Source organism: Streptomyces sp. YIM S03343 (assembly GCF_054729195.1).
Genome location: NZ_JBPUKX010000001.1, coordinates 6,331,801 through 6,357,713, shown reverse-complemented (window position 1 = coordinate 6,357,713; position 25,913 = coordinate 6,331,801). Strand labels below are relative to the sequence as shown.

Genomic DNA, 25,913 nt, shown 5'->3' with positions numbered 1-25,913 from the left:
ACGGAGCGGGGCGCACGGCCCCGCCGGTCACCCGGGAAGGCCCCGGGCGACCCGACCGGAGGGAGAAATACCATGGCTGCTTACATCGTCCAGGGCTACGACAACGAGGGCCTGCCCTACGACGAGTCCATCTACCCCGTCCAGGCGTTCGACGCCGTCGAGTACGGCAGCGACGCGGCTGCCGAGGCCGCCACCGTCGCGGAGTTCGAGCGGCTCGCGGACCTGGACCCCGACGTGGAGTGGGAGGTCGTCCGGGCAGGGGTGCCCGCCTCGGCCTGAGAACGCCCGCGCTGCGCCCCGGCCGCCCACCCCGGCCGGGGCGCGGCGTTTTCGTGCCCCTACGCCGACGGCTCCCGCTGCACGATGGAGACCCGCAGGATTGACCGCCTGCCCCGCACGACCCCCGGCGCGCACATCGCGGCGAGGGCCGTCGACGCATGCCAGCCGCCGGGGGGACGGGGACGCAGCCGGGAAACCAGGGCGCAGCGGCCTTCTCCCATTCATGCACCGACCACACTTGCATGTAGCTACACACGCCCCTATCGTGTAGCTACACGGACGGGGGCGGCCCGACCTTGATGGAGGGAGAGGGCGATGCGGTTCACCGAGGGCCAGGAGGTCATCGAAGTCACGACCGGCACCGCGGGCATCGTCGCCAAGGACGACGGCGGGGCGACGGTGACCGTGAGCTGGGAGCCGAACGAGCACGGCGGCTACATCAACAACCACCCCCGGCACCTGGTCGAGCCCGCAGGCTGACCGGCCAGCCGACGGCCCCCGACGCGATCCGGCGTCGGGGGCCGTTGTCGTACACCGGCGCGGCCGGCTGGCGCCTGGATTCCCTTGCGGAACAGGCTTGCGTGTAGCTACATAGCCACCCTAGAGTGTAGCTACACGGGGACGACGGAACGCCCCACCACACGAAGGAGCCCGACATGACGAACACCGACCTCGCCGAGACCATCACCTGGACCGCCGACCTGGCCACCCGCATCGAGGACAAGGCCCGTAAGGACCTGGTTGACGCCGTCACCGCTGGCCGCCACATCGACTCCTACGTCCTCAAGCCGGTCATGGAGGCGCAGGCCAAGGCGCGGCTCTGGCGCCAGGTCGTCACCCGCATGGAGAAGGTCGGCGCCGCCAAGGCCCTGGAGAGCGTCCGCGAGGAGTGCACGGACCTGCTGCTCGACCGCGGCGAGTCGCAGAGCACCTGCGCCATCACGAACGAGACCGACCGCCTGGCGCGCGACGCCGCCCGCACCTTCCTCAAGGAGACCCGCCGCATGGGCTGACCGCCCCCGCCGCGCCCCCGCCTCTCGACCCGGCGGGGGCGCACCCGCTTCCCGGAAGGCACGCCGCACCGTGCTGGTACGGCGGGCACCGCGCTGCGCCCGGCAGCGCCCCCAGGCGGCCCCGTGGCGCGCGACGGTGGGCCACTGCGGCCAGGTGCCACAGGACCAAGGCCGCAGGGCGCTGTGCGGCCGTATCGCCAGCGCGGCAGGGGCCGGCATCCCGCGCAGTGCGGGCGCGCCGACGCCCGGGAGGGCGCCACCCGGAGTCACCTTGAGTACAGCTACGCATTTACCTTAGCGTGTAGCTACACAGGGCGGAAGGGCCGACCCGCACACCCCGCCCAAGACACCTTCGAACTCCCCAAGGAGCCATGACCATGCGTGAGTACCTGACCCGTAGCGAGCTGCTCGCCGCCCTCCAGAGCGGGGAACATCTGGAAGCTCACCCCCGTACGCCGTACGCCGGCGAGCCGGTCGAGTACCAGCCCCGCACGGACCCGACCAACAACCACCCGGACTTCTACCCCTGGCACGTCGTCGGCCGTCCGAACTACGACCGCCTCTGCAACACCGAGGTGGTCGCCGCCGAGGCAGCCTGACGCCTCTCCGGTGTTCCGGTCCGGCCGCCGCCCCACGGGGTGGCGGCTGTCGCCATTCGAGGACACCCACCGATCTCACTTGCTTGTAGCTACACACCCAGCTTAGTGTGTAGCTACACGGACGGGGGCGGCCCGCCCGGACCCGCAAGGAGGCACCCCGTGCCCGAGTACACCGGAGGCCAGTACGTCACCTGGGACACCTGGTGCGGCCCCACCACCGTGCAGATCACCCACGCCGACCGCTTCCGGATCGGCTACCGGAGCGCCGACGACCACCGGGAGGCCGCCGAGGCCACGGCGTTCAACACGCTCGCCGAGGCCACCGCCGATTGGCGCCCCGCCACCCCGGAGGAAATCGCCGCGTTCAAGGCCCGGTTCCGTCCGGCCCCCGAGAACTGGGACTAGGCGCCGCCCGGTGCAGTCCCGGCCCCTCGACCCGGTCGGGACCGCGCCCCCTGTCGCCCACCACGCCCTCACAGAAAGGCCGCATGACCGTGAACACCGAGCAGTCCCCGCCCCCCCGCCAGGCCGGCCCCCACGCGCCGCGCACGCCCCGCATCCCGCCCGTTCCACGCCTCGCCCAGGACGTGGCGTTGGCCCGGCCGTGCGAGGGGTTCGGCGCCCCGGCCGGTGTGCCGTGCACGCCGCTGTCGATGTGTGAGGGCGATTAGCCAGCGCTTGCGTGTAGCTACATATTCTCCTTAGTGTGTAGCTACACGCCGGGGCAGGAAGCCCCAGCTGGACGGAAGGAACACCATGCAGGACACCATCGCCGCACAGGCCGCCCTCGCCGCGCACAGCGCCTACAGCAACACCACCGAGGACACCGCCACCCAGGCCGCCGACCTCATCGCCGACGTCCTTCTCCTCTTCACCCCCGACGAGGCCGACCTCATCCTCCGCCGCGTCGCCCGCTACCTCGACGCCGAGCAGGGCACCACCACGCCCGCCCACACCGACAACTGACCGACCCTCGGGGCCCCGGCCGCTCGACCTGGTCGGGGCGCCCACAACCCCCGCCACACCCCGAGAAAGGGCACCTACGCCATGACCGACCCGGTTACGCGGTTCACCTTCCCGTCCGGGACAACCGTCGACCTCCCCGCCGGGATGATCCCGTGCGCCCACCCCGAGGCCGTGACCTACAACATCGGCCGTTACGTCCCGGTCGGCGTCACCCCGGCGGGCCGTCAGGTCCTGTCGGGCTTCTCCTGCGGCGCCTACGGCCGGGCCGCGCACGTCCTCGGCATGCGCGAGGCGGACGCGGAACTGCGCGCCCGCGCCGACGTCCTGGAGCGTCGCGGGCTCACGATCAAGGCCGGGAACCTGCGGCGTCTCGCCGACGAGGCCGAGGCGAAGCACGCGGCGATCGCGGCGGCGTGGGCGGCCGATCCGGCGCCGTGCACGTGCCCGCAGGGCTGACCGCCGCCCGCTGCTGCGCCCCCGGTTCTCGACCTGCCGGGGGCGCTTGCATGTAGCTACACGACTTCCTTAGTGTGTAGCTACACGGAGCGCCACGGGGCGCACCACCAGCACGAAGGAGCACACGATGAACACCACGACGATGACCCTGCGCGACGGGGGGACGGTGGAACTCCCGGCTGGAATGATCCCTTGCAGCCGCCCTCAGGGCGTCCTGGTCATCGGCGAGCAGCGGGCGCGGGCGTACACCCCGGCCGGTACCGCGATCTACACGTCCTGGTCGTGCCCGGCGTACGCGCGGGCGGCGGAGATCGCCGCCGAGCGGGTCTACATCGGCCACATGCGGGCGCGGGCGGCGGCGTTCGACGAGCAGGCGCAGCCCGTCGTGGCGGCGCGTCTGCGGACCGCCGCGGACCGCCGGGAGAGCGCGTTGGCGCTGACGCTCGCGGCGTACGTCGACGACCCGGCGCCGTGCACCTGCGGCGGGTGACACCGCCGTTCACCGCGCCCCCGGTTCTCGACCTGCCGGGGGCGCACCCGTATCCCCACCCTTGCCTGCATGTAGCTACACACTGCCTTAGCGTGTAGCTACACATCGAACAGGAAGGAACCCCAATGGACCTCACCACCCTCGCCGTCCTCCTCATCACCGGCATTCCCGTCCACTTCAAGGCCCGCTTCGGCGCCGACCCGAAGGGCATTCACGGAACCGTGGTCCAGCTCGGCGCTCCCGGCTGGCCCAACCTGCTCGTCATCCGCGATGCGGACGACAACCTCCGAGAGGTCGATCGCCGCATCGTCCGCCTCGCCCGCTGACCGCCCCCACGCTGCGCCCCGGCCGCTCGACCTGGCCGGGGCGCAGTCGCGTTCCCCCCACCCCGCATCACTTGTATGTAGCTACACAATCACGTATCGTGTAGCTACACAGGGCGCCGCTCGGGCGCCCCCCAACCCCGGAGGACCGCATGCACCACCTCCCCCACCCCGCCCGAGGCCGCGTCGAGATCGTCATCGACCGCAGCCCCGACGGCACCACCCAGCTCACCTACTTCCTCGACGGCTTCAAGGTCTCCGCCGCCACCCTCGGCGTCACCGAGTACCTCGTCGACCCCGGCGCCTCCGACGCCAGCCGCGAGTGGCAGGAGGGCATGGAGGCCATCGCCCGGGGCGCCACCCCGGCCGCCGCCGCCGAGCTGCGCCACCTCGTCGCCGACTACGCCTGACACGCCCCGACCTCGCGCTGCTCCCGGCTCCTCGACCCAGCCGGGGGCGGCGCCCCATCCGACTGCCGGCCTCCCCCCTTTGTAAGGAACCCACGATGCCCGCACACGCCCCGCACACCCCGCCCCTGCCCAACGCTGCCGGGCACCGCGCCGACGACCCGCAGCGGCCCGCGCAGGCGCGGCCACACCCCGAGACTGCCCCGGATGTCGTCGCCGCCGCCGGGCACATCCTCGCCTTCGCGCACACGGCCGCCACCGTCAACGACTACGGCGCCTGCACCGCCGCCGGATACTCGGCCAACCCCGGGCCCGACGGCCGCGCCCGCATACACCGCCGCTTCCCCAACCTGAACATCCTGGACCCCAACCGGGTGTCGCAGGAGCAGCGCTGGGCGCAGGCCCGCACCTACGCACGGAAGTACGCGGCCACCCTGGAGGCGGCCGGATGGACCGTGGAACACCGCACGGTGACCACCGGTGCGATCCTCCTTGCCGCCCCGCCGCGCCCCGACGACACGCTGCGCCCGTTCACCGTGACCGTGGCGGGCCCGGACCGCGACGAGGGCAAGGCCCCCTACACGTACGTCGTGGACGCCGTGAGCGCGGAGCAGGCATGGGCGCAGGCCGTGGCCCGCCACATGGCCGACGAGGACACGGCCGACGTGCGTGTGGTCGCCGCCGAGTCCTTCGAGGGCGAGCCCCCCAGGAACTGCGGGTACGCCTTCAACGACCTGCGCGCACCGGTCGGCGACGACCAGGAGGCGGAGCCCGGCCCGCTGCGGTGGGGCCTCGACGACGTCATGCACGGCGACGACGGTCACACGATCGTCCTCCTGTCCGACGCCGACCGCCGCCCGTACCGGCTGGACCTGGGGCCCGGGCGCGCGGCTGCGCTCCGCGACGCATTGGCTGGCCTCGGCGAGAACGGCGCCGCACAGCCGGGGACGGGCCGGTGACGACGCGGCACCGGTGGGCCGAGGTCGGATCGCACCGGAAGCGGTGCGCGGAGTGCCGGCTCCTCGCGATCCTTCGGCCGAACCCGTACACGCGGCAGTGGTGGACGGAGTGGACGGCGGAGGACGGGCGGTCCTGGGACACGCTCTCGGGTGACAAGACGCCGTCGTGCCCGCCCCCGGTGGTGGAGGCGTTGTGCCCGTGGGAGCCGGACGCGCGGCGGTACGACCACCTGTGGGGTGACGTGCAGTTGGACACGGCAATGCGCACCTGGTGCGGGCGGCACGGGTGCGCGGTGTCCGAGTGCCCGAATCCCGGTGCGCCGTGCCCGGGTTGGCCGGCTCACGATGACGGCGGCCCCGGCCGGTGTACGGGCCGGGAGGACACCTGCCGGTGCATGTGCCCGGCGTGCTGCGGTGACACCCCCGACGTGTGGGGTTACGACGGCGACTACTGACGTGCTGCGCCCGGTGCCTCCCGGTCGAGGGGAGACGTCGGGCGCAGCGCCACACCAGACTTGCATGTAGCTACACACCCCTATAGCGTGTAGCTACACAACGACGGAACGCACGCCAGGGAGGCACCCCATGAGCACGATCACCCCCGCCCGCCGCACCGCACTGCTCCTCATCGCCGCAGGCAACGTCACCGCGTACGAGTTCCGGATCGGCGGCGGCATCCGCGTCACCGGCCCGAACGGCGCCCGCATCCGCGCCGACGTCTTCTACGCGCTGATCCGTGACCGCCTGGCCGAGGCAGACGGGACCCGCTCCCTGTTCGCCGGGCAGCCGGTGTCCCTGTCCCGGGCGGGCCGCGACGCCCTGGGCACCGTCACGTCGAACGTGCGGACCGCGAACACCCGCGCGCACCAGGTACGCGCCGTCGGCCGTCAGCACGCGGACGACGCGGCCGGGATGGGCGAGTGCACGGCGTGCGGGGCGGTCGGGGAGTGGAACGCACTGGTGGACCTGGCACCGAACGCGTACGGCTGCGCCGGGCGCGCCCCGGTCGGGTACTGACGGGCGCTCCCGGGCCCCGGCCGGCTCTCGGCCGGGGCCCGAGGGTGGGGCGGTTCCCCGCCCCGACTTGCTTGTAGCTACACAACCTCTTTATTGTGTAGCTACACACCACGAGAACGGAGACGCGATGAACGCCATCGACCCGGACAACCCCAGCGCGGCCCCCACCGCCGCGACCACCGTCAACGAGGAGGCGCCGCCCATCCAGTTGCACTGGAACCTCTACGACGTCATGTACGGCGACGGCGATAACGCACTGGTTCTCCTGTCCGACGCCCACCTGAACCCCTACTTCCTGGAGTTGACGGCCAACCAGGCCGCTGCGCTCCGCCGAGCTCTGGCCGGTCCCGCTGGCGACTGACGGCCGAGGGGCAGTCGGTGACGGTGCGATGACGACCCGGCCGCCCGGTTCACGCCGGGCGGCCGGGAGCGGCCAGTCGAGTTCCGGGCACACCTCGCCGGACGAGCCCTCCACGGCTTGCATGTAGCTACACAGCTTCCTTAGCGTGTAGCTACACACAGACGAACGGAGCACACCATGAACGCCACCGCCAACGACCTGAACGGCACCTACTACCCCGCCGCCCCCGGCGCCCGCACCCTCCGCGACGCCCGCGACCTCTACATCAACCGGCAGCGCGTCAGCGCCACCGTCACCGACCGCCACGCCACCGTCTTCACCGGCGGCGAGATCGTGTTCGACGGCCAGCTCCCCGCCGACATCACCACTGGCCACGAGGTCAACGCCTGGGCCGCCCACACCGCCCTCGCCGCCGCCGAGACCCCCGCCCCGGCGCCCACCTTCCCGGGCAGCGTCGCCGCCCACCTCGCCGCCACCGCCACCACCCCCGACGAACACCGTGAGACCGCCGCCGCGTACGCCACCGCCCGGCAGGAGTCCTACGACCGCTGCGACACCGACGGTGCCCTCTCCCAGTGGGCGTACGGCCTCAACGAGGCCAAGCACCACCTCGCCGCACAGATCGCCGAGCAGGGCGGCACCTGGGAGTTCGCCGGGCTGTTCGACCTGAACGGCAACCCCGTCCCGGCTGTCCGCGTCCAGGGCCGCTACGGCTGGGCCTGGAAGCTCCTCGACGACAACGGCCGCACCACCGCCTGGTTCAACGAGTCCAAGGCCAAGGACGACACCCGCCGCACCGCCGCCCACGCCCGCAAGGGCTACTACGTCGGCACCGTCCGCGTCCCCGCGTACGCAGACCTCGCCGCGGGCGGCATCGGCTGCATCACCCCGGTCGCCCTCCGTAAGGACGGCTACTCCCCCGACGCCGAGATCGTCGACAACGGCCAGTAACCCCGCCCTGGAGGCCTGCCACTCGACCGGGCAGGCCCCCCACCCCGCCCGCCACACCACCACCGGAAGGGACCAGCCCTGATGCGTACCTACGCCACGGCCCAACTCATCGGCGACCGCAGCCACCAGTGCGACGCCACCGCCGTCTACACCGCCCCCACCGGCGCCCGCGCCTACGTCCTCCTCGACGGCATCGGCTCCAACGACGCCGTCCGCGACTGGACCCGCAACGCCGCCCGGCAACTTGCCCGGGCCGCCGCGCGCCGTGGGGACGCCGAGGCCGGCCTGCGCGCCGTGTACGACCGGTACGCCGCCGAGCCCGCCCGCCAGTACCGGTGGGCAGACATGCCCTCGGCCGCCGCCGTGGTCGCCGTCACCGCCCCCGGCCGCCCGCTCACCGTCGCCTGGTGCGGCGACTCCCGCGCGTACCTCTACGCCCGGGGCACCGTCACCCGCCTCACCGCCGACCACAACCTCCGCCGCGTCTACCCGGCCCGTGACGGCCGCCCCGCCGGTAACCGGAACCGCATCACCTCCTACCTCGGCTCCACCTACACCGACCAGGAGACCAAGGACCACTACAACCACCCGGCCATCGAGACCGCCACCGGCTACCCGGAGGACGCGCGTCTCCTCCTCGCCTCCGACGGCGCGTACGAGCCCCACGAGGACGCCAACCACCCCCTGCCCGCCTACCTCACCGGCCCCCTCGGCGAGGTCGCCCGCTGCTTCGTCGAAACCGCGGTGGTGACCGCCCGAGCCGTCCCCGACCCCTACGCGGACAACGCCACCGTGCTCGTGGCCGACATCCCCGCCCCCGTCCTCTAACCGCCCCGGCTGGCCCCGCCCCTCGACCTGGCGGGGCCAGCCCAACGCACCCACCCCACCGACGTCTGACCCCGGAAACGCGAAAAGGGCCCCCGAGCGGAATGCTCGGGGGCTTACGCGCGTGAACCGTCAAGACCAGCAGAGACACGCCCGGCCGTCATGACCATGGGCGGGTGTGTAGCTACGGCTGGCGGGTGTGTCGGGCGGTATGGCGGGCCTGGGTGGGGCGGCGGATGGTGCGGATGAGTGCTGCGGTCCCGGTGACAAGGAAGTTGAGGAGGCATGCGGCGGTTGCGGCAGCGGAGGCGAGGGCGGCGAGGACGTAGTCCCCGGGGGTGAGGTTCACCGCGGGTTCTCCGCGGGGTGTGGCGGCCGTGGTGGGGTGCCGAGGGCGTTGTCGAGGAGGGTGAGGTTGTCGCGGGCGTGTTCGGCGGCTTGGACGCGGCAGGAGTCGACGGTGAGCGCGTTGAAGCGGCGGAGGGTGCCGAGGGCGCGTTCCAGTTGCTGGATGCGCTCGGCGAGGCGCCGCAGTTCGTCGGAGGTGGTGGGGCCGGTCGCTTCGGCCGTTTCGCTGGGGCGGGCGGCGCGCAGGGCGGTGCGGAGGTCGGCGGCCATGGCTTGGGCGAGGGGGTCGGGGGCGTCGGCCCATACGTTGGCGAGGCGGAGTGCGGCGTCGCGTTCGGCGCGGGCCTGGGCGAGGTCGTCGTCGCGTTCGGCCAGGACGACGTCGGCCAGTTCGTGTTCGGTCATGCCGAAGGCTGGCCGGCCGCCGGGAATGGTGGGCGGGAAGGTGTTGGCCTTGAGGTTTTCGCGGATGACGGTGGCGTAGCGGTCGCGGCGTTCCTCGTCTGGGTGCCGGGGCACCTCGGGGCGTAGGGGCACGGAGGCGAGGGTGCGCGCGAGCTTCGCGAAGTCGAGCGGGGGCCGGCCGTTGGGGCGTGTCGTGCACGCGCAGAGGTCTACGTGGAGGCGGTTGGGCTCGTTCGGCTGGTCAGTCATCGGGGTCCTTGTTCGTGATCGCGGCGAGTACGGACGCGGCGGCAGCGCGTTTGGCGGGTATGTGGGTCCAGCGCTGGGCGAGGGTGGTGACGCGTTGGACGGCGGCGTGGGCCTCGGCGTCGGGGGGCGGCGTCGGCTCGGTGCCGACGGCGTGGTCCTTGCGTCTCGATGCGTGCACCCTTTTGCGTAGGTTGTTGTATTTGCGGCGTAGTCGGGTGAGGTCGCTGCTGTCGATGACGACGACGCCGGCGACCGGCCCGTGCTGCTCCGCGAGGGCGTGGAGGCCGACGCGGAGCCGCGTGCCTTCGGCGACGTTGAGGCCTCCCTTGCGTTCGGCGCGGTCGACGAGGTTGAGGAGCTGGGCGAGGGTGGGCGGCGGGGTGGTGTTGGGCATGAGGGGGGCGGTCCCGTGGTGCGGTCAGGCGGTGGTACCGGCGGGCTGTGCGGCGGAAAGGTCCGTGCCGCACGGGCAGTAGACGTGTCCGTTGCGGGCTGTAAGGCCACGCCATCGGTGGAACGGGCACGGGGCGACGAGGCCAGCGCCGGGCGGATGCTGGACGATCGCGTAATGCGAGTTGTACGGGCCGCCCATGGCGCGGAGGGGGTGGTTGTCCTGGCAGGCGAGGCAGCGGCCGACGCTGCCGCCGGGGAGTTCCTCGAACATGCCGGTGCGGGAGCCGGGGCAGTGGCGGGGCGCGGTGAGGTGCCGGGGCTGGAAGGTGAGGGTGCGCCCGGCGGGGCCGTCCGTCTCCTGGCCGGCGCCGACGGCGCGGCCGTCGCAGGTGGCGCAGATGAGGTCACCGGCGGGGACGGTGCCGGTGGTGAGGGCCTTGTGCTCGTAGATGTACGGGCCGCACCACAGGTCGTAGCTGACGACCTGGTCACCGTGCCGACGGTGTCCGGAGCGGGGGCGGTGCCAGCGGGTCATGGCCGCGGTGCGGAGGAAGCGGGGGCCCTCAAGGAGTGCGGTCGCTTCGATCCGGCCGAGGTAGCTGGTGGTGGGTGGGAGTAGGAGGACGGTGGCGGGAGGGTCCTGCTCGGTCATGCCGTACCTGCTTGAGGGGCCGCCCCCGGGCCGTCTGTGTGGCGGCCCGGGGGCGGAGAGGCGGGGTGCTGGGGTAGTCAGTCGGCGTCGCCGCGGATGGCGGCGACGAGTTGGGCGTAGTGCGCGGCCTGCTGGTCGGGGCTGGTCGGCATGCGGCCGTCGGGCGGCCGGTATTCCTTGACGCGGCCGGTGGGGACGGCCTCGGCGTACAGGCGGCCGAGGACGTCGGCGGGCGGCATGCGGAGGGCTCGGCGGGCCCGGGCCACGGTCATCGGGTGGCAGTGCACGCGGGCGGCGATGGAGCTGTTGGTGTGCCCTTCGCGGATGAGGGCGGCGATGTCGGCGCGGACTTTCATTCGCTGAACTCGGCTTTCTGGTCGGTGAGTTCGGTGCGGTGGAAGGAGCTGGGGCGGTGTGCGTCGCAGCGCCAGCCGGCCGCGTAGAGGCGGGCGGGGGCGCCGCAGAGGGGGCGGCCGGTGTCGCAGCGCCCCGGCTCCGCGGGTGGGGTGGCCACTAGAACGGGGGTTCGTCGTCGTAGTTGCCGGCGCCCTGCCCGTTCCAGCCGCCGCCGGCGGGGGCGCTGTTGGCCCACGAGTCGCCGCCGCTGGCGTTGTCCTGCTGCTGGCCGTCGTTACGGCGGGCCTTGTCGACGCGGGCGGTGGCGTTGCGGAGGGACGGCCCGACTTCCTCGACGTCGAGTTCGTACACGGTGCGGCGCGTGCCTTCGTTGTCCTCGTAGGAGCGCTGCTTGAGGCGGCCCTGGACGATGACGCGGGTGCCGCGCTGGAGGGATTCGGCGACGTTCTCGGCGGTCTTGCGCCAGGCGGAGCAGGTGAGGAAGAGGCTTTCGCCGTCCTTCCAGCCGTTGGTCTGCTTGTCGAAGAAGCGGGGGGTGGAGGCGACGCGGAACTTTGCGACGGGCTGTCCGGAGGGGGTGAAGCGAAGTTCGGGGTCGTCGACGAGGTTGCCGACGACGGTGATGAGGGTTTCGCCTGCCATGGCTGCGTGTGTCCTGTCGTTCAGGCCGCGGTGTCGCGGTGGGCGGTGAAGGGGGCTCCGGAGCGCCGGTAGGTCTGGAAGCCGGGCGGGTTGCCGATGTGGAAGCAGGGGCAGTAGCGGCACTTGTAGACCTGGAGGTGGCGGCGGCCGGGCTGGCGACGGAGCCACTTGAGGGCGCGTTTGGCGTCGCCGCGGGTCTCGTACGGGACCTTGGTCCGGCAGGAGATGTCCTCGTCGCGGGTGGCCGGGCTGGTCATGCCGACCTGGCCAGGCCGAGGTAGAGGGCGCGGTCGGTGAAGCGGGGCTCGTCGACCCAGCACGGCTGTTGGCCGCTGGCTGTCCGTTCCTGCTCCTTGATTCGTTCCCAGGCGCGGCAGGCGGAGCCGTGGGTCATGCCGAGTCGTTCGGCGATGACGTCGAGGGGCATGTCGAGGTGGCGGGTGCCGTAGCGGATGGCGAGGGTGCGTGTCCGCCCCGACATGCGGACCTTGTCGCCGTCGAGGGCGCGTTGCGCTGCCGCATGGTCGGGGGATCCGAAGTGGCCCTGGTGGTCCTGCGCGCCGGTGCGGGGCTGTGCTCGGGGGTCGTCGATCTTGTCGTCGTCCCAGGCGAGGGGGGTGAAGCACTTCGTGTACTGGGCGTCGTGGCGGGCCTGTTCGGCGTCGTGGACGGGGATGCCGTGTGTCTCGGGGGTCCAGGCCCATCGCTGGTCGTAGAGGGCGCACACGGCGAGGTGGTCGATGACGGGCAGTTGTTCGACGACCGGTTCGGGGTGCTGGGTGTAGAGGTCGACGACCTTGTAGGCGGGCCAGTCGAGGGCGGCGGCGAGGGCGGGGAGGGGCCAGCCAAGGGCGTGCAGGGCGCGGAGTCGGCGGCGGGTGCCGGTGCTGCGCGTCAGGGCGTGCAGGCCGGCCGTGTCCGGGATGCGGAGGGAGCGGATGCGGTGCTCGACGTCCCAGCCGATCGGGCCAGCGCGGAGGGCGCGGTGCAGTTGCTCGGCGTTGATGAAGGCGCGGGCGGTGATGTCGCGGTCGGTCAGGCCGGTGTGGCGGAGTGCGCGGAGGTGCACGGCGGCGGGCAGGCTGCGCACCATCCGGGTGACCGGGGCGGTTGCGGTCGTCATGCTGCTCGTTCTCCTTCCTAGGGTGTGGTGGTGCGCCCGGTGTGGCTGGTCACGACGCCTGCTCGCGGGCGGGGACGAGGTCGGGCTGGTCCCGCCAGATGAGGACGACGGCGCCGGGCTGGGCGAGGGGGTACGGGCCGGTGCCCGGGTAGTTCTTCGACATGTCGAGGTAGCGGACGACTCGGGCGTCGTCGGCCCAGACACCGGCCTGGGTCAGGGCGTCCTCGGTGGATCGGAGGAGCTTGGACAGGTCTGGGTAGACGGTGTGGGCGGTGCGGTCCTTGGGCATCCGCTGGGGTGCGGGGAGCGTGAAGTGCATTTCGGCGACGAGGGGGCCGTCGAGCTTCACGAACCGGCCGCGCTGGAGGAGGATCTTCGTCTGCGCGGCCTGCTTGACCGAGTCGCGCCAGGGCTTGACCTTCTTCGACGATTCGACGAGGACGGGGACGAGGTTGCCCTTTTTGGAGAGGCGGTTGCCGACTGGCTTCTTGCTGCCCTGGGGGGCGGGGATGCCGTAGACGGTGAGGACGAACGCGGGCTGCGGGATGGTCACAGGGGTTCTCCGAGCAGGTGAGGCGCCCGGCCGCCGCCGCGCAACGGCGGCGGCCGGGGCGGGGGCGGCCGGGGCGGGGGCGGTCCGGTCAGTCGAAGCTCTCGACGGAGATGAAGAAGCGGCCGTCGGTGGTCTCGACGCCGATCTCGCCGTCGTCGATGACGTCGGCGGAGAGCACGTCGTCGTTGCAGGTGAGGGCGTCGCGAATGAGGCTCATGAGCTGCTCACGGGTCACGGGGTGCTCCGGGGGGTGTGGCGGTCCTGGCCGGGGGTGCCGGTCGCGCGGGTGATGAGCCAGAGCGGGGTGGGCGTCTCGGCGAGGCGCGGCATGACGGGCTGGGCCTGCGCGGTGCAGTCGGCCGTGTCAGCGCGGACCTGGTCGAGGTCGTCGGGGTAGGTGACGGCGGCCCGGTGCAGCCTGTGGTGACGGCAGTAGACGAGCGCGTCGAACGGCTGCTCGGCGCCGGTGAAGAGGAGGGTGGTGCCCTCGTCGTCGGTGAACGTGGCGGTGCCGTCGGGGAGACCGGTCCAGTCGTCCAAGGTGATGGCAAAGCCGCAGACGACGCCGTGGAGGTAGGCGCGGGCCTGGGCCTCGTCGGCGGCGGTCGGCGCGGGCGTGGTGGCGTTCACTGCGCGCCCCCGCCGGTGAGTTCACGGAGGCCGACGAGGTGCCGCAACTCACCGGCGGCCCATGCGGCGGCGACGGCGGTCTTGGCCTCGTCGCCCTCGAAGCGGACCGAGTGGGTTCGGGTGCCCTCCTTCATCCTGATGCCGTTGACGGGCACGATCTCGCCGCCCGACGTGACGGCCTCCGCGGCCTTGGCCTTCGTCATCTCGGCGAAGAGGGCAGTGAGGTAGGCGGGCCGGACCTCGCGGATGGTGACCTGACGCTCCACCAGTTCGCCGGGAGCGTGCTCGGCAACCCAGTCGAGGAACTGCTCCTCGTCGGTGATCTCGGGCTTGGGGTCGGGGTTGGTGGCGACGACGGAGGCGACCTTGCGGCCACCGGGGAGGCGGATGCCCAGTTTCTCGATGTCGGTGGACTCCAAGGTCTCCTGCATCGTGGTGCGGAGGCCCTTGACGTAGTCGGCGACCTTGTCCTTCAGGAGGGTCCCGACGGCCTCTTCAAGGGCCTGCTGGGCGAGGTTGGTGCTCACGTGTGCTGCTCCTTGCAGGGTTGGGGCCGGGCCGTCGCCGGTCGAGGGGCGGCGGCCCGGTGCTGGGGTGGTGGCGCGGCCGGGCGGGCGGGAGGCGGTGCTCAACCGCCCGCCCGGCCTGCTTGGGGGTCAGGCGCGGTAGTAGTCGGCCCAGAGGTCGTAGCCGTGGTCGCCGGGGCCGCCGGTGTTGTCGGCGTGGCACTGGTCGCAGCGGATGATCCCGGCGTCTTCCTCGGCGAGGGCGCCGTCGACGAGGTCGGCGCACCCGTAGCACCGGGCGATCTCGCAGCCCGGGGTGAGGGCGAGGCCGATGGACCAGGCCGCGAGCACGCTGAGGGAGAGGCGTTCGGTGCGGTCCATATAGGGGACGGGCGGGGTGTCCTCGGCGAGGCCGTCGGCGGTGCCGAGGCGGTTGAGGACGTGCCCGACGACGAACCGGGTCTGGGTGGTGGTGAGTTCGGCGGCGGGGATGCGGCGGCGCCCGAGTGGCGGCGCGGTGATGGTGCTGGTGGTCATGTGTCTGGGTCCTCCCATGGGGAGTTCAGGCAGCGGGACCGGGGTCCTGCTGCCTTGTCGGCACTGACCACGCTAAGGGTTTTGTGTTACGCGCGCAACATGGAACGTTCTAGTTTTCCCAGATCACAGCCGGTCCATGCAGTAATACATGCGCGCGGGGATGACGAAGGCCCCGCCCCCGGGGGATTACGGGGCGGGGCCTTCGGACCGGCGGGCTTACGCGCTGCGCCGGCCGCTCGCTGCGATCCAGCCGTTGACCAGATCACGGTGGAACTCGAGGAGCACCGACCGGGAGATGTGCTCACCGCGCCGCCCGTACACCGTGTACGTGGGGCGGTCGGCAGCCTTGTACTTGCGGCGCAGGTCGCGGGCGCTCATTGGGTGGGGGCTCGTCGCGACGACGGCCTCGGCCTCGTTCCAGTTGATGAGGTCGGGCGGCATCTGGCCGAAAAAGGCTGCGGTCACACAGCCCGCGCGACGGGCGAGGGTTTCGGGCACGTTCCTTCCACTCAGGTCAGGCGGCGTGAGCGTCGCGGTCGGTGGTGAGGTGGTGCTGAGCGATCTCGACGAGAGTGAAGACCCGCGGCTCGCCCGGCTCGACGGCGCAGCGAGCCACACTGCACGCCACGGCCCAGGCGCCATCCGGCGTGCGGGTGCCGACGAGGGACCAGCAGAGGCAGGCGGGACAACTGATCCGCCCGAGTATGCCGTCCGCCTCGCCGACGCTAAGCGCGGCCTTCAAGTCGTGGATGAGGCGCAGTCGGCCGTAGCTGCGGCGGGCAGCGGGGCTCTGCTCAGCGAGTTGTGCGGCGTACGCGGCGACCGCGGTGCGGCCGGCGGGGACGTCGTCGCTGCCGTAGCGGTGCGCGAACGACGCGAGGGCCTCGTCGAGTTCGAGGGCGAGGTCGTAGACGGTGAGGTTGTACGGCGTACCGGCGGCCGAGCGGCTGGCACGCCTCTCGGGCAGGGCGAGCGCGCCATCGAGCCGGGTCGTTCCTGCGGTCGACCAGTACGGGTCGGCGGCGATTGCGTACGCGAGGGCGGAGCGCTGGTGCGTGGGCCCCTTGTTACTCATGTGACGCCCCTCGTTCATCGGTGAAGTGCGCAGCAGTGGCCGCATGTCCGAATGTTCCGCTCCGGTTGCGGCCAGCGTTCGACATCTTGCCAGGTGTGATCACTTGTGCGGGGTTCGGCTGGTCGGCCAGGGTAGACGTCGCCGGACCTTTACCGAACACTTGCACGATTTTTACAGTTGGTGTGTCAGAAAACTAAGGCCGCCCGCACAACCCTTCCCGACGTGCCCGTGTTTGACGGGGTGTGGGGGGTGTGGGGCGGCCTGCTCGATACGGAGCGCCTGGTGGGGGTCAGGACTGCACGTGTGCAGCCTCCGAGGCACTGGCAAGGTCCCGGAGAATGCCGGTGATCTCGACCGCCGAGGTGAGATCAACACCGGCGTCGGGGTTCGGCGGAAGCCGGTCGCCGTGTCCCTCGCGAAGCACGACGAGCCCGGAGACGAGACGTTCGAGTTCCTTGGTGACGAGCCGGATGACGGCGCGCGTCTCGGCACCGCCGAGGGCGATGCCCGCTGTGTCGAACACCCCGACCCAGTGCCGATATGCCTGCAACACAAGGTCGTTGTCGACGACGTCACCCACGACGGTGGCGTGAGCGGAACTGCCGTCCGGGGCTTTAACGCCGCGGCGGCCGGATAGGGAGACGACCGGGGCGAGCGTGTGCTCGCCGCCGGGTTCCGGCTGCGGGGCCGTCGCTGGCATGCGTGTCTCGTTTCGTGCTGAGGGGCGTGGCGGCGAGTGTGTAGACAACACCGGACTGCGGTACCTCTACCCCGCAGCGTGGCAGACCCGGACCCGAATCCGCTACCAGGGCCGGGCCATGAATGTCGACTCGTACGCGCGAGCGCTCAGCATAGCCGCCGGTAACGTCTCCTCCGCTCGTGCCCAGTTTTGCCGACATGATCACGAGCGGGGAAGGCGGCCAGTCCCACAAAGGAGCCGGGATCATGATCCCGGCATGCGGGCGATTGTAGACAGGTCTCACGGCAAAGCGGTAGCCCCCAGCTTCCAGGGGTGACCGGCCGGGGTGAGACTCGGGCAGCGTGCCGTGCGGTTGTCCTGGGTGATGTCCCCACGGTGCGGCTTGTTCTTGCCCCCTCCGGCCGAGGGCCGCGACCCGCGCGCGACTACAACCTGCGCCTTCGGCGGAACAGCAACCACATCGCCCACGCCACCCACTACCTCAGCCTTAGGAACGGACACCAGCCCACCGAACTGAGGCGGGTCCGTGAAGAGGGTTCCTGATTCGTGCAACAAACCGGGGCTCTCGGGGTCCTACAAACCGCGCCGGTCACCCTCCAATAAACCGTGCCGGTCGGGGTCCTACAAACCGCGCCGATTGCTTTCGGCGGTTTCGTCCACTCTGTCCTGCCCCGTGGGCGCCGACCACTCGAGGACGGCCCGCCACGGCTGCCCTGCCCCTCACGGTGACTGGCGCTCGCCATAGCGAGGAGCGGAGCCCGTGTGTGCTACGTCCGCGGGCGGCGAGCCATCCGCCCGCAGGGGCCGGGAAGCCGAACTCGCCGCGCCGAAGAACAGGGGCCGACACTTCGGGCGAGCATCGGGCGAGCTAATGATCATGAACGCTTTGCGGGCGAGTCGACGGCCATCGATGTGACTCCTGCTTCGCAGGTCAGATCGATTCCGCGCGCGTAGCGAGTGGTGGGGCGGGTGGGACTCGAACCCACGGCCGACGGATTATGAGTCCGCTGCTCTAACCGGCTGAGCTACCGCCCCATAGCGGCGTGTCGCGTACATGTGTGCGCGCCGTCTGCCGCAGCATAGCCGCTCATACGATCTCCTGCTTCGGATGGTCCGCTTGTCACGGGCCTCGTGACCACGAGGACCGCGCTGCGGCGTGCGCGATTCCCGAAGGCACGGGTGCGGGCATGAAAAAGGACCCCGACGGGGTCCTCGTTCAGCATGCTCCCCCGACTGGACTCGAACCAGTAACCTGCCGGTTAACAGCCGGCTGCTCTGCCAATTGAGCTACGGAGGACCGAGCTCCCCCGACTGGACTCGAACCAGTAACCTGCCGGTTAACAGCCGGCTGCTCTGCCAATTGAGCTACGGAGGAATGCCTCGTCGCATCGAACCCGTCTGCCTGGGTATTCGCCCGGGGAGCGCGCGCTCGCTGCGACACATACATTAGCGCAAGCTGGGGGGTGCTCCGCCAATCGGTTCCCCAGGCGTCCACGGAGCACGCGCAGGCAGCACCACAGGGCAGCACCAGTGGCTAGGCAAGGGAAGGGTGGCCGTCATGCGTTACCGGCTCACGTTCATCGCCGGACTCGTCGTCGGTTACGTGCTCGGCACGAGAGCGGGACGCGAGCGCTACGAGCAGCTGAAGAAGTCCGCCCAGCAGGTCGCCCAGAACCCCGCGGTGCGCAACACCGCGGAGAGCGCGGCGCAGCAGGGCCGCGAGATCGCCGGGCGCGCCTATCACGCCATGAGCGACCGCGTCGGCGACCGTCTTCCCGACTCCGTGGCCCAGCGCGTGCGTTCCCTGCGCGAGCGCAACGCCACCGGCGCCGGGCACGACGACTGGGGCAGCAGCAACGCGTAGCTCGATCCCACGTCACCGTCTCCCGTGCGTCACTCATGACTCACCTCATGCGTCACTCATGTGGCGTACTCCCCGCCCATAACATGCGCCTCCCCACGCACACAGGGGCCATTGGACTCTGCACAGCCACCACTCGGTGTGCGGCAGAATTTTGGCCATGGGGATAGTCGCCGGGCTGGACAGTTCGCCCGAATTCACTCGTATCGTCGTCTGTGACTCGGATACGGGGGCCGTGCTCAGGCAGGGGTATGCCGCGCATCCGCTCGAGGGTGCCGACGGCGCCGGTCGCCCGAGTGACGTGGATCCGCAGGCCTGGCTGCTGTCCCTGGGCGAGGCCGCGGGCGGCGGGCTGCTGGAGGGCGTCCAGGCCATCGGCGTCTCCGCGCAGCAGAACGCGCTCGTCCCCCTCGACACGCAGGGCGGCACCGTACGGCCCGCCCTCGTCGGCGGCGACAAGCGGGCCCAGGTCGCGGCGGCCGACCTCGTCGACGCGCTCGGCGGACGCGCCGCCTGGGCGCAGGCGGTGGGCTGTGTCCCGCAGGCCGCCCAGCCGGTCACCAAGCTGCGCTGGCTCGCCAAGAACGAGCCGGACAACGCCCGCCGCACCGGTCTGCTGCTCCAGGCCCACGACTGGCTGGTCTGGCAGCTGCTGGGACGGCCCGCGCGCCGCACCACCGACCGCGGCGGCGCCTCCGGCACCGGGTACTGGTCCGCGGCGACCGGCGCCTACCGGCCCGACCTGGTCGAGCTGGCGCTCGGTCACCAGACCCTGCTGCCCGACGTCATCGGGCCCTCGGAGGCCGCCGGTACGACCCCGGAGGGGCTGCTGATCTCCGCCGGCACCGGCGAGACCATGGCCGCCGCCTTCGGGCTCGGCATCGGTCTCGGCGACGCCGTCGTCTCACTCGGCGCCTCCGGCTCCGTGATGGCCGTCCACCCCGAGGCCCTCACCGATGGCAGCGGAATCATCACCTCCCTCGCCGACGCCACCGGCATGCACCTGCCCGTCGTCACCACCCTGAACGCCGTACGCGCCCTGCGCGGCACCGCCGAACTCCTCGGGCTGCCCGACCTCGAAACCCTGTCGGATCTGGCGATGAAGTCGACCCCCGGGTCGCACGGCCTGGTCCTGCTCCCCTACCTGGAGGGCGAGCGGACGCCGAACCTGCCGCACACCGCGGGCACTCTCGCCGGGCTGCGCCGTGAGTCGATGAAGGCCGAGCATCTGGCGCGGGCCGCGTTCGAGGGGATGCTGTGCGGGCTCGCCGACGCGCTGGACGTGCTGCGCGGCCGGGGTGTCGACGTACGGCGGATCTTCCTGCTCGGCCCGGCCGCCGAACTCCCCGCCGTACAGGCCGCGGCGCCCGCGCTGTTCGGCGCGCAGGTCGTCGTACCGCAGCATGCCGACTACGCCGCGATCGGCGCCGCCCGCCAGGCCGCGTGGGCGCTCGCCGTGTCCCAGGGCGCCCTGGACCCGCGTACCCCGCCCGCCTGGCAGGGCGCGGCGGCACAGGTGCTGGAGCCCGGGGAGGAACTGGCCGTGGGTCAGGCGGTGCGCCAGCAGTACATGTCCGTACGGGAGCAGACCCATCCGGGGGCATTCCGGTCGTAGCGCCGGTGACGGCTGTCGTAGTCGTGCGGCGGTCGTGCTGCGTTCGTGCGGCGGTCGTGCTGCTTTCCGGTCGCCGCGCCGCGACACGTCGTCAGTACTCGTCAGCAGTCGCCGACAGCCGCCGGCCCGCGCGCAAGAGGCGACCGGCCCCTTCTCCACGGGTCGCACGCCCCGCTCGCCATGGCCGAACGCCCCCGGGACCGCAGTTCAAACGACCCCGGAGCACTCCGCCGACCCCGCTGCTGGCTTAATGGGTTGAGGTAACACCGGTGGAGTGTTCGACGATAGGGGCCAAGGGCAATCAAAACGCCCCCTCCATGCCGACCGCCCCTGCCGCCGACTCCGAGAGAAGTAGCGTGCTCATACGACTTCTGCGGACCTTTCTCAGGCCCTACAAGAAACCCATTGTTCTGCTGGTGGCGCTCCAGTTCCTCCAGACCTGCGCCACCCTCTATCTGCCCACGCTGAACGCGCACATCATCGACAACGGTGTCGTCAAGGGCGATACCGGATACATCCTGACCTACGGCTCCCTGATGATCGGCATCTCCCTGGCGCAGGTGGTGTGCAACATGGGGGCCGTGTACTACGGCGCCCGCACCGCGTCGGCGCTGGGCCGGGACGTCCGGGCCGCCGTGTTCGACCGGGTGCAGTCGTTCTCGTCGCGCGAGGTCGGGCACTTCGGCGCGCCGTCCCTGATCACCCGTACCACCAACGATGTGCAGCAGGTCCAGATGCTGGTCCTGATGTCGTTCACCCTGATGGTCTCAGCGCCGATCATGTGCGTCGGCGGCATCGTGCTGGCGCTCGGCCTGGATGTGCCGCTGTCGGCGGTGCTGGTGGCCGTCGTACCGGTGCTGGCCATCTGTGTGACGCTGATCGTGCGCAGGCTGCGGCCGCTGTTCCGGGCCATGCAGGTACGCCTGGACACGGTGAACCGGGTGCTGCGCGAGCAGATCAGCGGCAACCGCGTCATCCGCGCCTTTGTGCGCGACGACTACGAGAAGGACCGTTTCGGTAAGGCCAACGCCGAACTGACGGATATATCGCTGGCGACCGGCCGGCTGCTCGCGCTGATGTTCCCCATAGTGATGACGGTGGTGAACCTGTCGTCGATCGCCGTGGTGTGGTTCGGCGCACATCGCATCGACAGCGGCGGGATGCAGATCGGCGACCTCACCGCGTTCCTCGCCTATCTGATGCAGATCGTGATGTCCGTCATGATGGCCACCTTCATGTTCATGATGGTGCCGCGCGCCGAGGTCTGCGCCGAGCGCATCGAGGAGGTCCTCGACACCGAGAGCAGTGTGGTGCCGCCGTCCGCGCCGGTCACCGAGCTGCGCCGGCACGGCCATCTGGAACTGCGGGGCATCGGGTTCCGCTACCCGGGTGCCGAGGAGCCGGTGCTGAAGTCGGTGGACCTGGTGGCCCGGCCCGGTGAGACGACCGCGGTGATCGGCTCGACCGGCAGCGGCAAGTCCACACTGCTGGGCCTGGTGCCCCGGCTGTTCGACACCACCGAGGGCCAGGTGCTGGTCGACGGCGTGGACGTGGCCGACGTGGACCCGAAGCTGCTCGCCAAGACGGTCGGCATGGTGCCGCAGAAGCCGTATCTCTTCGCCGGGACCGTGGCGACGAACCTGCGCTACGGCAGCCCGGACGCCACCGACGAGGAACTGTGGCACGCGCTGGAAGTGGCGCAGGCCAGGAACTTCGTCAGCGAGCTGGAGGGCGGGCTGAACGCGCCCATCGCGCAGGGCGGGACGAATGTCTCCGGCGGTCAGCGCCAGCGCCTCGCCATCGCCCGCACCCTGGTGCAGAACCCGGAGATCTACCTCTTCGACGACTCCTTCTCCGCCCTGGACTACGCCACCGACGCCGCCCTGCGCGCCGCGGTGGGCCGGGAGACCGCGGAGGGGACCGTGGTGATCGTCGCGCAGCGCGTGGCGACCATCCGGGACGCCGATCGGATCATCGTCCTGGACGAAGGCCGGGTCGTCGGCACCGGACGCCATCACGAACTGATGGCGGACAACGAGACATACCGGGAGATCGTGCTCTCCCAGCTGACGGAAGCGGAGGCCGCCTGATGGCAGGGCCCATGGGGCGGATGATGTCCGGGGGCGGCCCGGAGAACCGCTCGATCGACTTCAAGAACTCCAGCAAGCGGCTGATCGGCAACTTCAAGCCGGAACGCGCCGTCATCGGCCTGCTGCTGCTGTGCGTCGTGGTGAGCGTCACCCTGAGCGTGATCGGCCCGAAGATCCTCGGCAACGCCACCGACCTGGTGTTCGGCGGGATCATCGGCCGCCGGATGCCGGCGGGGCTGACCAAGGAGCAGGTCCTCCAGTCGATGCACCAGCGCGGCCAGGGCGCGGTCGCCGACATGCTCAAGGGCACCGACTTCACCCCGGGCAAGGGCATCGACTTCGGCGCGGTCGGCAATGTGCTGCTGCTCGCGACGGCCGCGTTCCTCGCCGCCGGCGTGCTGATGGCGGTGGCGACCCGCCTGGTGAACCGGTCCGTCAACCGCACGATGTACCGGATGCGCCAGGACGTCCAGGCGAAGCTGTCGCGGCTGCCGCTGTCGTACTTCGACAGGCGCCAGCGCGGTGAGGTGCTCAGCCGCGCCACCAACGACATCGACAACATCGGGCAGACGCTCCAGCAGTCGATGGGCCAGCTCATCAACTCGCTGCTGACCATCATCGGTGTGCTCGTGATGATGTTCTGGGTGTCGTGGCTGCTGGCCCTGGTCGCGCTCATCACGGTGCCGCTGTCGTTCATCGTGGCCATGCGGGTCGGCAAGCGCTCACAGCCGCACTTCGTGCAGCAGTGGCGTTCGACCGGCAAGCTGAACGCGCACATCGAGGAGATGTACACCGGCCACACGCTGGTGAAGGTGTTCGGCCGTCAGGAGGAGTCGGCGAAGCAGTTCGCCGAGCAGAACGACGCGCTCTACGAGGCCGGGTTCAAGGCGCAGTTCAACAGCGGGATCATGCAGCCGCTGATGATGTTCGTGTCGAACCTGAACTACGTCCTCGTCGCGGTCGTCGGCGGTCTGCGCGTGGCGTCGGGCGCGCTGTCGATCGGTGATGTCCAGGCGTTCATCCAGTACTCGCGGCAGTTCTCGATGCCGCTGACGCAGGTCGCCTCGATGGCGAACCTGGTGCAGTCGGGTGTGGCGTCGGCGGAGCGGATCTTCGAACTGCTGGACGCCGAGGAGCAGGAGGCGGACCCGCTGCCCGGCGAGCGTCCGGCCGAACTGCGCGGCCTGGTGGAGCTGGAGAACATCTCCTTCCGCTACGACCCCGACAAGCCGCTGATCGACGACCTGTCGCTGAAGGCGGAACCGGGACACACGGTCGCGATCGTCGGTCCGACCGGCGCGGGCAAGACCACGCTGGTCAATCTGCTGATGCGGTTCTACGACGTCTCGGGCGGCCGCATCACGCTCGACGGCGTCGACATCGCGAGGATGTCCCGGGACGAACTCCGTGCCGGAATAGGAATGGTGCTCCAGGACACCTGGCTGTTCGGCGGCACCATCGCGGAGAACATCGCCTACGGCGCCTCGCGCGACGTCACCCGCGGGGAGATCGAGGAGGCGGCGCGGGCTGCGCTGGCCGACCGTTTCATCCGCACCCTGCCGGACGGTTACGACACGGTGATCGACGACGAGGGCTCCGGGGTGAGCGCCGGTGAGAAACAGCTGATCACCATCGCGCGGGCGTTCCTGTCCGACCCGGTGATCCTGGTCCTCGACGAGGCCACCAGCTCCGTCGACACCCGTACCGAGGTGCTGATCCAGAAGGCGATGGCCAAACTGGCCCACGGGCGCACGTCGTTCGTGATCGCCCACCGGCTCTCCACGATCCGGGACGCGGACACCATCCTGGTGATGGAGAACGGCGCGATCGTCGAACAGGGCGCCCACGAGGACCTGCTGTCCGCCGACGGCGCCTACGCACGCCTCTACAAGGCCCAGTTCGCCCAGGCGGTCGCGGAGGTCGACTGAACGGACGGACGCACGGATACCGCTGAGGTGTCGGGGGCCGCTGACCAGCGGCCCCCGTCGCGTTCCGGCCGGCCCCGCGACCGGTCGGCAGATCTCAGACGGGCCTCAGACGGGCCTCAGACGGGCCTCAGGCGGACCTCAGGCGGACCTCAGGCGGACCTCAATCCAGATACCCCCGCAACTGGTCCGCGAAGGCGTGGTCGCGGAGCTTGTTGAGCGTCTTCGACTCGATCTGCCGTATCCGCTCGCGTGTCACGCCGAAGATGCGGCCGATCTCCTCCAGGGTGCGCGGGCGGCCGTCGACGAGGCCGTAGCGCAGCTGCACGACCTTGCGCTCGCGTTCGCCGAGCGTGGAGAGCACCGCCTCCAGATGCTCCCTCAGCAGCAGGAACGCCGCCGACTCGACGGGGCTCGCGGCGTCGCCGTCCTCGATGAGGTCGCCGAGCGCGACATCGTCCTCCTCACCGACCGGGGCGTGCAGCGACACCGGCTCCTGGGCCAGGCGCAGCACCTCGCCGACCCGCTCCGGGGACAGGTCGAGATGGGCGGCGACCTCGTCGGCGCTGGGCTCGTAGCCGCGTTCCTGGAGCATCCGGCGCTGGACGCGGACGACACGGTTGATGAGCTCGACGACATGGACGGGAACGCGGATGGTGCGGGCCTGGTCGGCGAGGGCGCGGGACATCGCCTGGCGGATCCACCAGGTGGCGTAGGTGGAGAACTTGTAGCCGCGGGCGTAGTCGAACTTCTCGACGGCGCGGATGAGCCCGAGGTTGCCCTCCTGGACGAGGTCGAGCATGGTGAGCCCACGTCCGACGTACCGCTTCGCCACGGACACGACGAGCCGCAGATTGGCCTCGATGAGCCGCCGTTTGGCCATCCGCCCCATGACGACCAGCCGGTCCAGGTCGAGCGCCAGCTCGCTGTCCAGGTCGGGGGTGCTGCCGAGCTTCTCCTCGGCGAACAGTCCGGCCTCGACGCGCCGGGCGAGCTCGACCTCCTCGACGGCGGTGAGCAGCGAGACGCGGCCGATCTCACGCAGATACTGCCGGAACAGGTCCGAGGAGGGCCCGGCGGTCTCGGTGACCCGGGCGGGCGGCGGCTCGACGGCTTCGGGCGTGTCCTCCAGCGCCTCGGCGGGCGGCTCCTGCGGCTCCGGCACCGTCTCGGGGTGGTGGGCGGCGCGGTTCTGCGACGGCACGCCCGGCGGCGCCTTGTCGGCATGGGTGAGGGCGTGGGTCAGGGTCTGGGTCTGCACGGGGGCGACCTCCAGGGTGATCGCTGCTGAGGCGTGCGGCAGCGCTGCTTCGAGGGCGGAGTCGGCGGCCATGCCGCTGTCCGTCCCGTACTCGATGAGCGGATCCGCGGTGGTGCGGGACCCGTGGGTGACGAACCGGCCGCGCTCCGAGGACTCAGGCACCGCTTCCAGTGTGGAGTACGACACACAGCCGCCACGAGGGGCGTGCGGTGACTTTTTGCGTCCGTGCCCGTCCGGTAAGTGACCGGACCCGGTCAGACCGTTTCCCCCATAGCCCGTCCGGCGTTTGAGGACGAGGCCCGAAGGGCCGATAGGGGGTCTGGGGGCGGAGCCCCCAGGGACGGG

General features: G+C 71.1%; 38 protein-coding genes and 3 tRNA genes. 20 read left to right on the top strand and 21 right to left on the bottom strand.

The annotated features are described in order from the left end of the window. Window positions 1–72 precede the first annotated feature (72 nt). The 16 genes from ACSYGN_RS27850 to ACSYGN_RS27775 all read left to right on the top strand — a co-directional run bounded on the left by ACSYGN_RS27850 (window position 73) and on the right by ACSYGN_RS27775 (window position 8,649). Window positions 73–279, top strand: a complete 207-nt coding sequence (locus ACSYGN_RS27850; RefSeq protein WP_460400277.1) for a hypothetical protein — start codon at window positions 73–75, stop codon at window positions 277–279. Between the two features lie 315 nt (window positions 280–594). Next, window positions 595–759, top strand: coding sequence for a hypothetical protein (locus tag ACSYGN_RS27845; RefSeq protein WP_460400275.1), 165 nt, complete (start codon window positions 595–597; stop codon window positions 757–759). Between the two features lie 176 nt (window positions 760–935). Continuing rightward, window positions 936–1,292, top strand: a complete 357-nt coding sequence (locus ACSYGN_RS27840; RefSeq protein ID WP_460400273.1) for a hypothetical protein — start codon at window positions 936–938, stop codon at window positions 1,290–1,292. Window positions 1,293–1,669: 377 nt separating this feature from the next. Continuing rightward, complete coding sequence (locus tag ACSYGN_RS27835) at window positions 1,670–1,891, top strand: hypothetical protein (RefSeq protein ID WP_460400271.1); 222 nt, start codon at window positions 1,670–1,672, stop codon at window positions 1,889–1,891. A 159-nt stretch (window positions 1,892–2,050) separates the two neighbouring features. Then, window positions 2,051–2,296 carry a hypothetical protein gene (locus tag ACSYGN_RS27830; protein WP_460400269.1) on the top strand — a complete coding sequence of 82 codons (246 nt, stop codon included), beginning with the start codon at window positions 2,051–2,053 and terminating at the stop codon, window positions 2,294–2,296. 83 nt (window positions 2,297–2,379) lie between these two features. Beyond that, a complete protein-coding gene (locus tag ACSYGN_RS27825) occupies window positions 2,380–2,562 on the top strand; it encodes a hypothetical protein (protein WP_460400267.1) in 183 nt (60 codons plus the stop codon). Window positions 2,563–2,647: 85 nt separating this feature from the next. Beyond that, entirely contained in the window at window positions 2,648–2,857 is a 210-nt protein-coding gene (locus ACSYGN_RS27820; RefSeq protein ID WP_460400265.1) for a hypothetical protein, read from the top strand. Between the two features lie 81 nt (window positions 2,858–2,938). Beyond that, a complete protein-coding gene (locus tag ACSYGN_RS27815; protein WP_460400263.1) occupies window positions 2,939–3,313 on the top strand; it encodes a hypothetical protein in 375 nt (124 codons plus the stop codon). Window positions 3,314–3,440: 127 nt separating this feature from the next. Beyond that, window positions 3,441–3,803 carry a hypothetical protein gene (locus ACSYGN_RS27810; protein ID WP_460400261.1) on the top strand — a complete coding sequence of 121 codons (363 nt, stop codon included), beginning with the start codon at window positions 3,441–3,443 and terminating at the stop codon, window positions 3,801–3,803. Between the two features lie 125 nt (window positions 3,804–3,928). Then, window positions 3,929–4,129 carry a hypothetical protein gene (locus tag ACSYGN_RS27805; protein ID WP_460400259.1) on the top strand — a complete coding sequence of 67 codons (201 nt, stop codon included), beginning with the start codon at window positions 3,929–3,931 and terminating at the stop codon, window positions 4,127–4,129. A 149-nt stretch (window positions 4,130–4,278) separates the two neighbouring features. Further along, entirely contained in the window at window positions 4,279–4,536 is a 258-nt protein-coding gene (locus ACSYGN_RS27800) for a hypothetical protein (RefSeq protein WP_460400257.1), read from the top strand. A gap of 95 nt (window positions 4,537–4,631) precedes the next feature. Continuing rightward, window positions 4,632–5,492, top strand: a complete 861-nt coding sequence (locus ACSYGN_RS27795) for a hypothetical protein (protein WP_460400255.1) — start codon at window positions 4,632–4,634, stop codon at window positions 5,490–5,492. 585 nt (window positions 5,493–6,077) lie between these two features. Next, the gene (locus ACSYGN_RS27790) at window positions 6,078–6,509 is read left to right on the top strand and encodes a hypothetical protein (RefSeq protein ID WP_460400253.1); all 432 of its coding nucleotides are present in this window, start codon (window positions 6,078–6,080) and stop codon (window positions 6,507–6,509) included. 127 nt (window positions 6,510–6,636) lie between these two features. Next, window positions 6,637–6,870 carry a hypothetical protein gene (locus ACSYGN_RS27785; RefSeq protein ID WP_460400251.1) on the top strand — a complete coding sequence of 78 codons (234 nt, stop codon included), beginning with the start codon at window positions 6,637–6,639 and terminating at the stop codon, window positions 6,868–6,870. Window positions 6,871–7,047: 177 nt separating this feature from the next. After that, a complete protein-coding gene (locus ACSYGN_RS27780) occupies window positions 7,048–7,821 on the top strand; it encodes a hypothetical protein (RefSeq protein WP_460400249.1) in 774 nt (257 codons plus the stop codon). 81 nt (window positions 7,822–7,902) lie between these two features. Then, complete coding sequence (locus ACSYGN_RS27775) at window positions 7,903–8,649, top strand: PP2C family serine/threonine-protein phosphatase (protein WP_460400247.1); 747 nt, start codon at window positions 7,903–7,905, stop codon at window positions 8,647–8,649. Between the two features lie 181 nt (window positions 8,650–8,830). Here the strand turns inward: ACSYGN_RS27775 and ACSYGN_RS27770 are convergent, their stop codons facing one another. The 20 genes from ACSYGN_RS27770 to ACSYGN_RS27675 form a co-directional block, all read right to left on the bottom strand. Next, complete coding sequence (locus ACSYGN_RS27770; protein ID WP_460400245.1) at window positions 8,831–8,995, bottom strand: hypothetical protein; 165 nt, start codon at window positions 8,993–8,995, stop codon at window positions 8,831–8,833. Further along, complete coding sequence (locus ACSYGN_RS27765; RefSeq protein WP_460400243.1) at window positions 8,992–9,648, bottom strand: hypothetical protein; 657 nt, start codon at window positions 9,646–9,648, stop codon at window positions 8,992–8,994. Before ACSYGN_RS27765 ends, ACSYGN_RS27770 begins: the two co-directional genes overlap by 4 nt. Then, the gene (locus ACSYGN_RS27760) at window positions 9,641–10,042 is read right to left on the bottom strand and encodes a hypothetical protein (protein ID WP_460400241.1); all 402 of its coding nucleotides are present in this window, start codon (window positions 10,040–10,042) and stop codon (window positions 9,641–9,643) included. Before ACSYGN_RS27760 ends, ACSYGN_RS27765 begins: the two co-directional genes overlap by 8 nt. Window positions 10,043–10,066: 24 nt before the next feature. Further along, a complete protein-coding gene (locus tag ACSYGN_RS27755) occupies window positions 10,067–10,693 on the bottom strand; it encodes a hypothetical protein (RefSeq protein ID WP_460400239.1) in 627 nt (208 codons plus the stop codon). Between the two features lie 77 nt (window positions 10,694–10,770). Next, a complete protein-coding gene (locus tag ACSYGN_RS27750; protein ID WP_460400237.1) occupies window positions 10,771–11,049 on the bottom strand; it encodes a helix-turn-helix domain-containing protein in 279 nt (92 codons plus the stop codon). Continuing rightward, on the bottom strand, window positions 11,046–11,207 hold the full coding sequence (locus tag ACSYGN_RS27745; protein ID WP_460400235.1) for a hypothetical protein: 162 nt from the start codon (window positions 11,205–11,207) through the stop codon (window positions 11,046–11,048). Before ACSYGN_RS27745 ends, ACSYGN_RS27750 begins: the two co-directional genes overlap by 4 nt. After that, entirely contained in the window at window positions 11,207–11,692 is a 486-nt protein-coding gene (locus ACSYGN_RS27740; protein ID WP_460400233.1) for a single-stranded DNA-binding protein, read from the bottom strand. Before ACSYGN_RS27740 ends, ACSYGN_RS27745 begins: the two co-directional genes overlap by 1 nt. A gap of 20 nt (window positions 11,693–11,712) precedes the next feature. Next, window positions 11,713–11,949 (bottom strand): hypothetical protein, encoded by a 237-nt coding sequence (locus ACSYGN_RS27735; RefSeq protein WP_460400231.1) that lies wholly within the window; start codon window positions 11,947–11,949, stop codon window positions 11,713–11,715. Then, window positions 11,946–12,815 carry a hypothetical protein gene (locus ACSYGN_RS27730; RefSeq protein WP_460400229.1) on the bottom strand — a complete coding sequence of 290 codons (870 nt, stop codon included), beginning with the start codon at window positions 12,813–12,815 and terminating at the stop codon, window positions 11,946–11,948. Before ACSYGN_RS27730 ends, ACSYGN_RS27735 begins: the two co-directional genes overlap by 4 nt. Window positions 12,816–12,864: 49 nt before the next feature. Continuing rightward, entirely contained in the window at window positions 12,865–13,368 is a 504-nt protein-coding gene (locus ACSYGN_RS27725) for a RusA family crossover junction endodeoxyribonuclease (protein ID WP_460400227.1), read from the bottom strand. Window positions 13,369–13,456: 88 nt separating this feature from the next. Then, the gene (locus ACSYGN_RS27720; protein WP_460400225.1) at window positions 13,457–13,585 is read right to left on the bottom strand and encodes a hypothetical protein; all 129 of its coding nucleotides are present in this window, start codon (window positions 13,583–13,585) and stop codon (window positions 13,457–13,459) included. A gap of 14 nt (window positions 13,586–13,599) precedes the next feature. Beyond that, on the bottom strand, window positions 13,600–13,998 hold the full coding sequence (locus ACSYGN_RS27715; RefSeq protein WP_460400223.1) for a hypothetical protein: 399 nt from the start codon (window positions 13,996–13,998) through the stop codon (window positions 13,600–13,602). Further along, on the bottom strand, window positions 13,995–14,525 hold the full coding sequence (locus tag ACSYGN_RS27710; RefSeq protein WP_460400221.1) for a hypothetical protein: 531 nt from the start codon (window positions 14,523–14,525) through the stop codon (window positions 13,995–13,997). Before ACSYGN_RS27710 ends, ACSYGN_RS27715 begins: the two co-directional genes overlap by 4 nt. Window positions 14,526–14,654: 129 nt before the next feature. Continuing rightward, the gene (locus ACSYGN_RS27705; RefSeq protein WP_460400219.1) at window positions 14,655–15,041 is read right to left on the bottom strand and encodes a hypothetical protein; all 387 of its coding nucleotides are present in this window, start codon (window positions 15,039–15,041) and stop codon (window positions 14,655–14,657) included. Between the two features lie 216 nt (window positions 15,042–15,257). Further along, window positions 15,258–15,539 carry a hypothetical protein gene (locus ACSYGN_RS27700; RefSeq protein WP_460400217.1) on the bottom strand — a complete coding sequence of 94 codons (282 nt, stop codon included), beginning with the start codon at window positions 15,537–15,539 and terminating at the stop codon, window positions 15,258–15,260. Window positions 15,540–15,555: 16 nt separating this feature from the next. Further along, on the bottom strand, window positions 15,556–16,116 hold the full coding sequence (locus ACSYGN_RS27695; protein WP_460400215.1) for a hypothetical protein: 561 nt from the start codon (window positions 16,114–16,116) through the stop codon (window positions 15,556–15,558). A gap of 289 nt (window positions 16,117–16,405) precedes the next feature. Beyond that, window positions 16,406–16,816 (bottom strand): hypothetical protein, encoded by a 411-nt coding sequence (locus tag ACSYGN_RS27690; protein ID WP_460400213.1) that lies wholly within the window; start codon window positions 16,814–16,816, stop codon window positions 16,406–16,408. A gap of 958 nt (window positions 16,817–17,774) precedes the next feature. Next, a tRNA-Ile gene (locus ACSYGN_RS27685) sits at window positions 17,775–17,851 on the bottom strand. Window positions 17,852–18,040: 189 nt separating this feature from the next. Further along, window positions 18,041–18,113: transfer RNA gene (locus ACSYGN_RS27680), tRNA-Asn, on the bottom strand. A 5-nt stretch (window positions 18,114–18,118) separates the two neighbouring features. Continuing rightward, a tRNA-Asn gene (locus ACSYGN_RS27675) sits at window positions 18,119–18,191 on the bottom strand. 183 nt (window positions 18,192–18,374) lie between these two features. Between ACSYGN_RS27675 and ACSYGN_RS27670 the strand changes: the two genes are divergently transcribed. The 4 genes from ACSYGN_RS27670 to ACSYGN_RS27655 all read left to right on the top strand — a co-directional run bounded on the left by ACSYGN_RS27670 (window position 18,375) and on the right by ACSYGN_RS27655 (window position 24,310). Next, window positions 18,375–18,680 carry a YtxH domain-containing protein gene (locus ACSYGN_RS27670; RefSeq protein ID WP_460400211.1) on the top strand — a complete coding sequence of 102 codons (306 nt, stop codon included), beginning with the start codon at window positions 18,375–18,377 and terminating at the stop codon, window positions 18,678–18,680. Between the two features lie 157 nt (window positions 18,681–18,837). After that, window positions 18,838–20,292: an FGGY family carbohydrate kinase gene (locus ACSYGN_RS27665; RefSeq protein ID WP_460400209.1), complete on the top strand. Its 1,455-nt coding sequence runs from the start codon at window positions 18,838–18,840 to the stop codon at window positions 20,290–20,292. A 356-nt stretch (window positions 20,293–20,648) separates the two neighbouring features. Further along, a complete protein-coding gene (locus ACSYGN_RS27660; protein ID WP_460400207.1) occupies window positions 20,649–22,382 on the top strand; it encodes an ABC transporter ATP-binding protein in 1,734 nt (577 codons plus the stop codon). Next, window positions 22,382–24,310 (top strand): ABC transporter ATP-binding protein, encoded by a 1,929-nt coding sequence (locus ACSYGN_RS27655; protein ID WP_460400205.1) that lies wholly within the window; start codon window positions 22,382–22,384, stop codon window positions 24,308–24,310. The genes ACSYGN_RS27660 and ACSYGN_RS27655 overlap by 1 nt, the downstream gene beginning before the upstream one ends. Window positions 24,311–24,470: 160 nt before the next feature. On the opposite strand, the gene ACSYGN_RS27650 is transcribed toward ACSYGN_RS27655, so the two are convergent. Continuing rightward, the gene (locus ACSYGN_RS27650; protein WP_460400203.1) at window positions 24,471–25,730 is read right to left on the bottom strand and encodes an RNA polymerase sigma factor; all 1,260 of its coding nucleotides are present in this window, start codon (window positions 25,728–25,730) and stop codon (window positions 24,471–24,473) included. Between the last annotated feature and the right edge of the window lie 183 nt (window positions 25,731–25,913).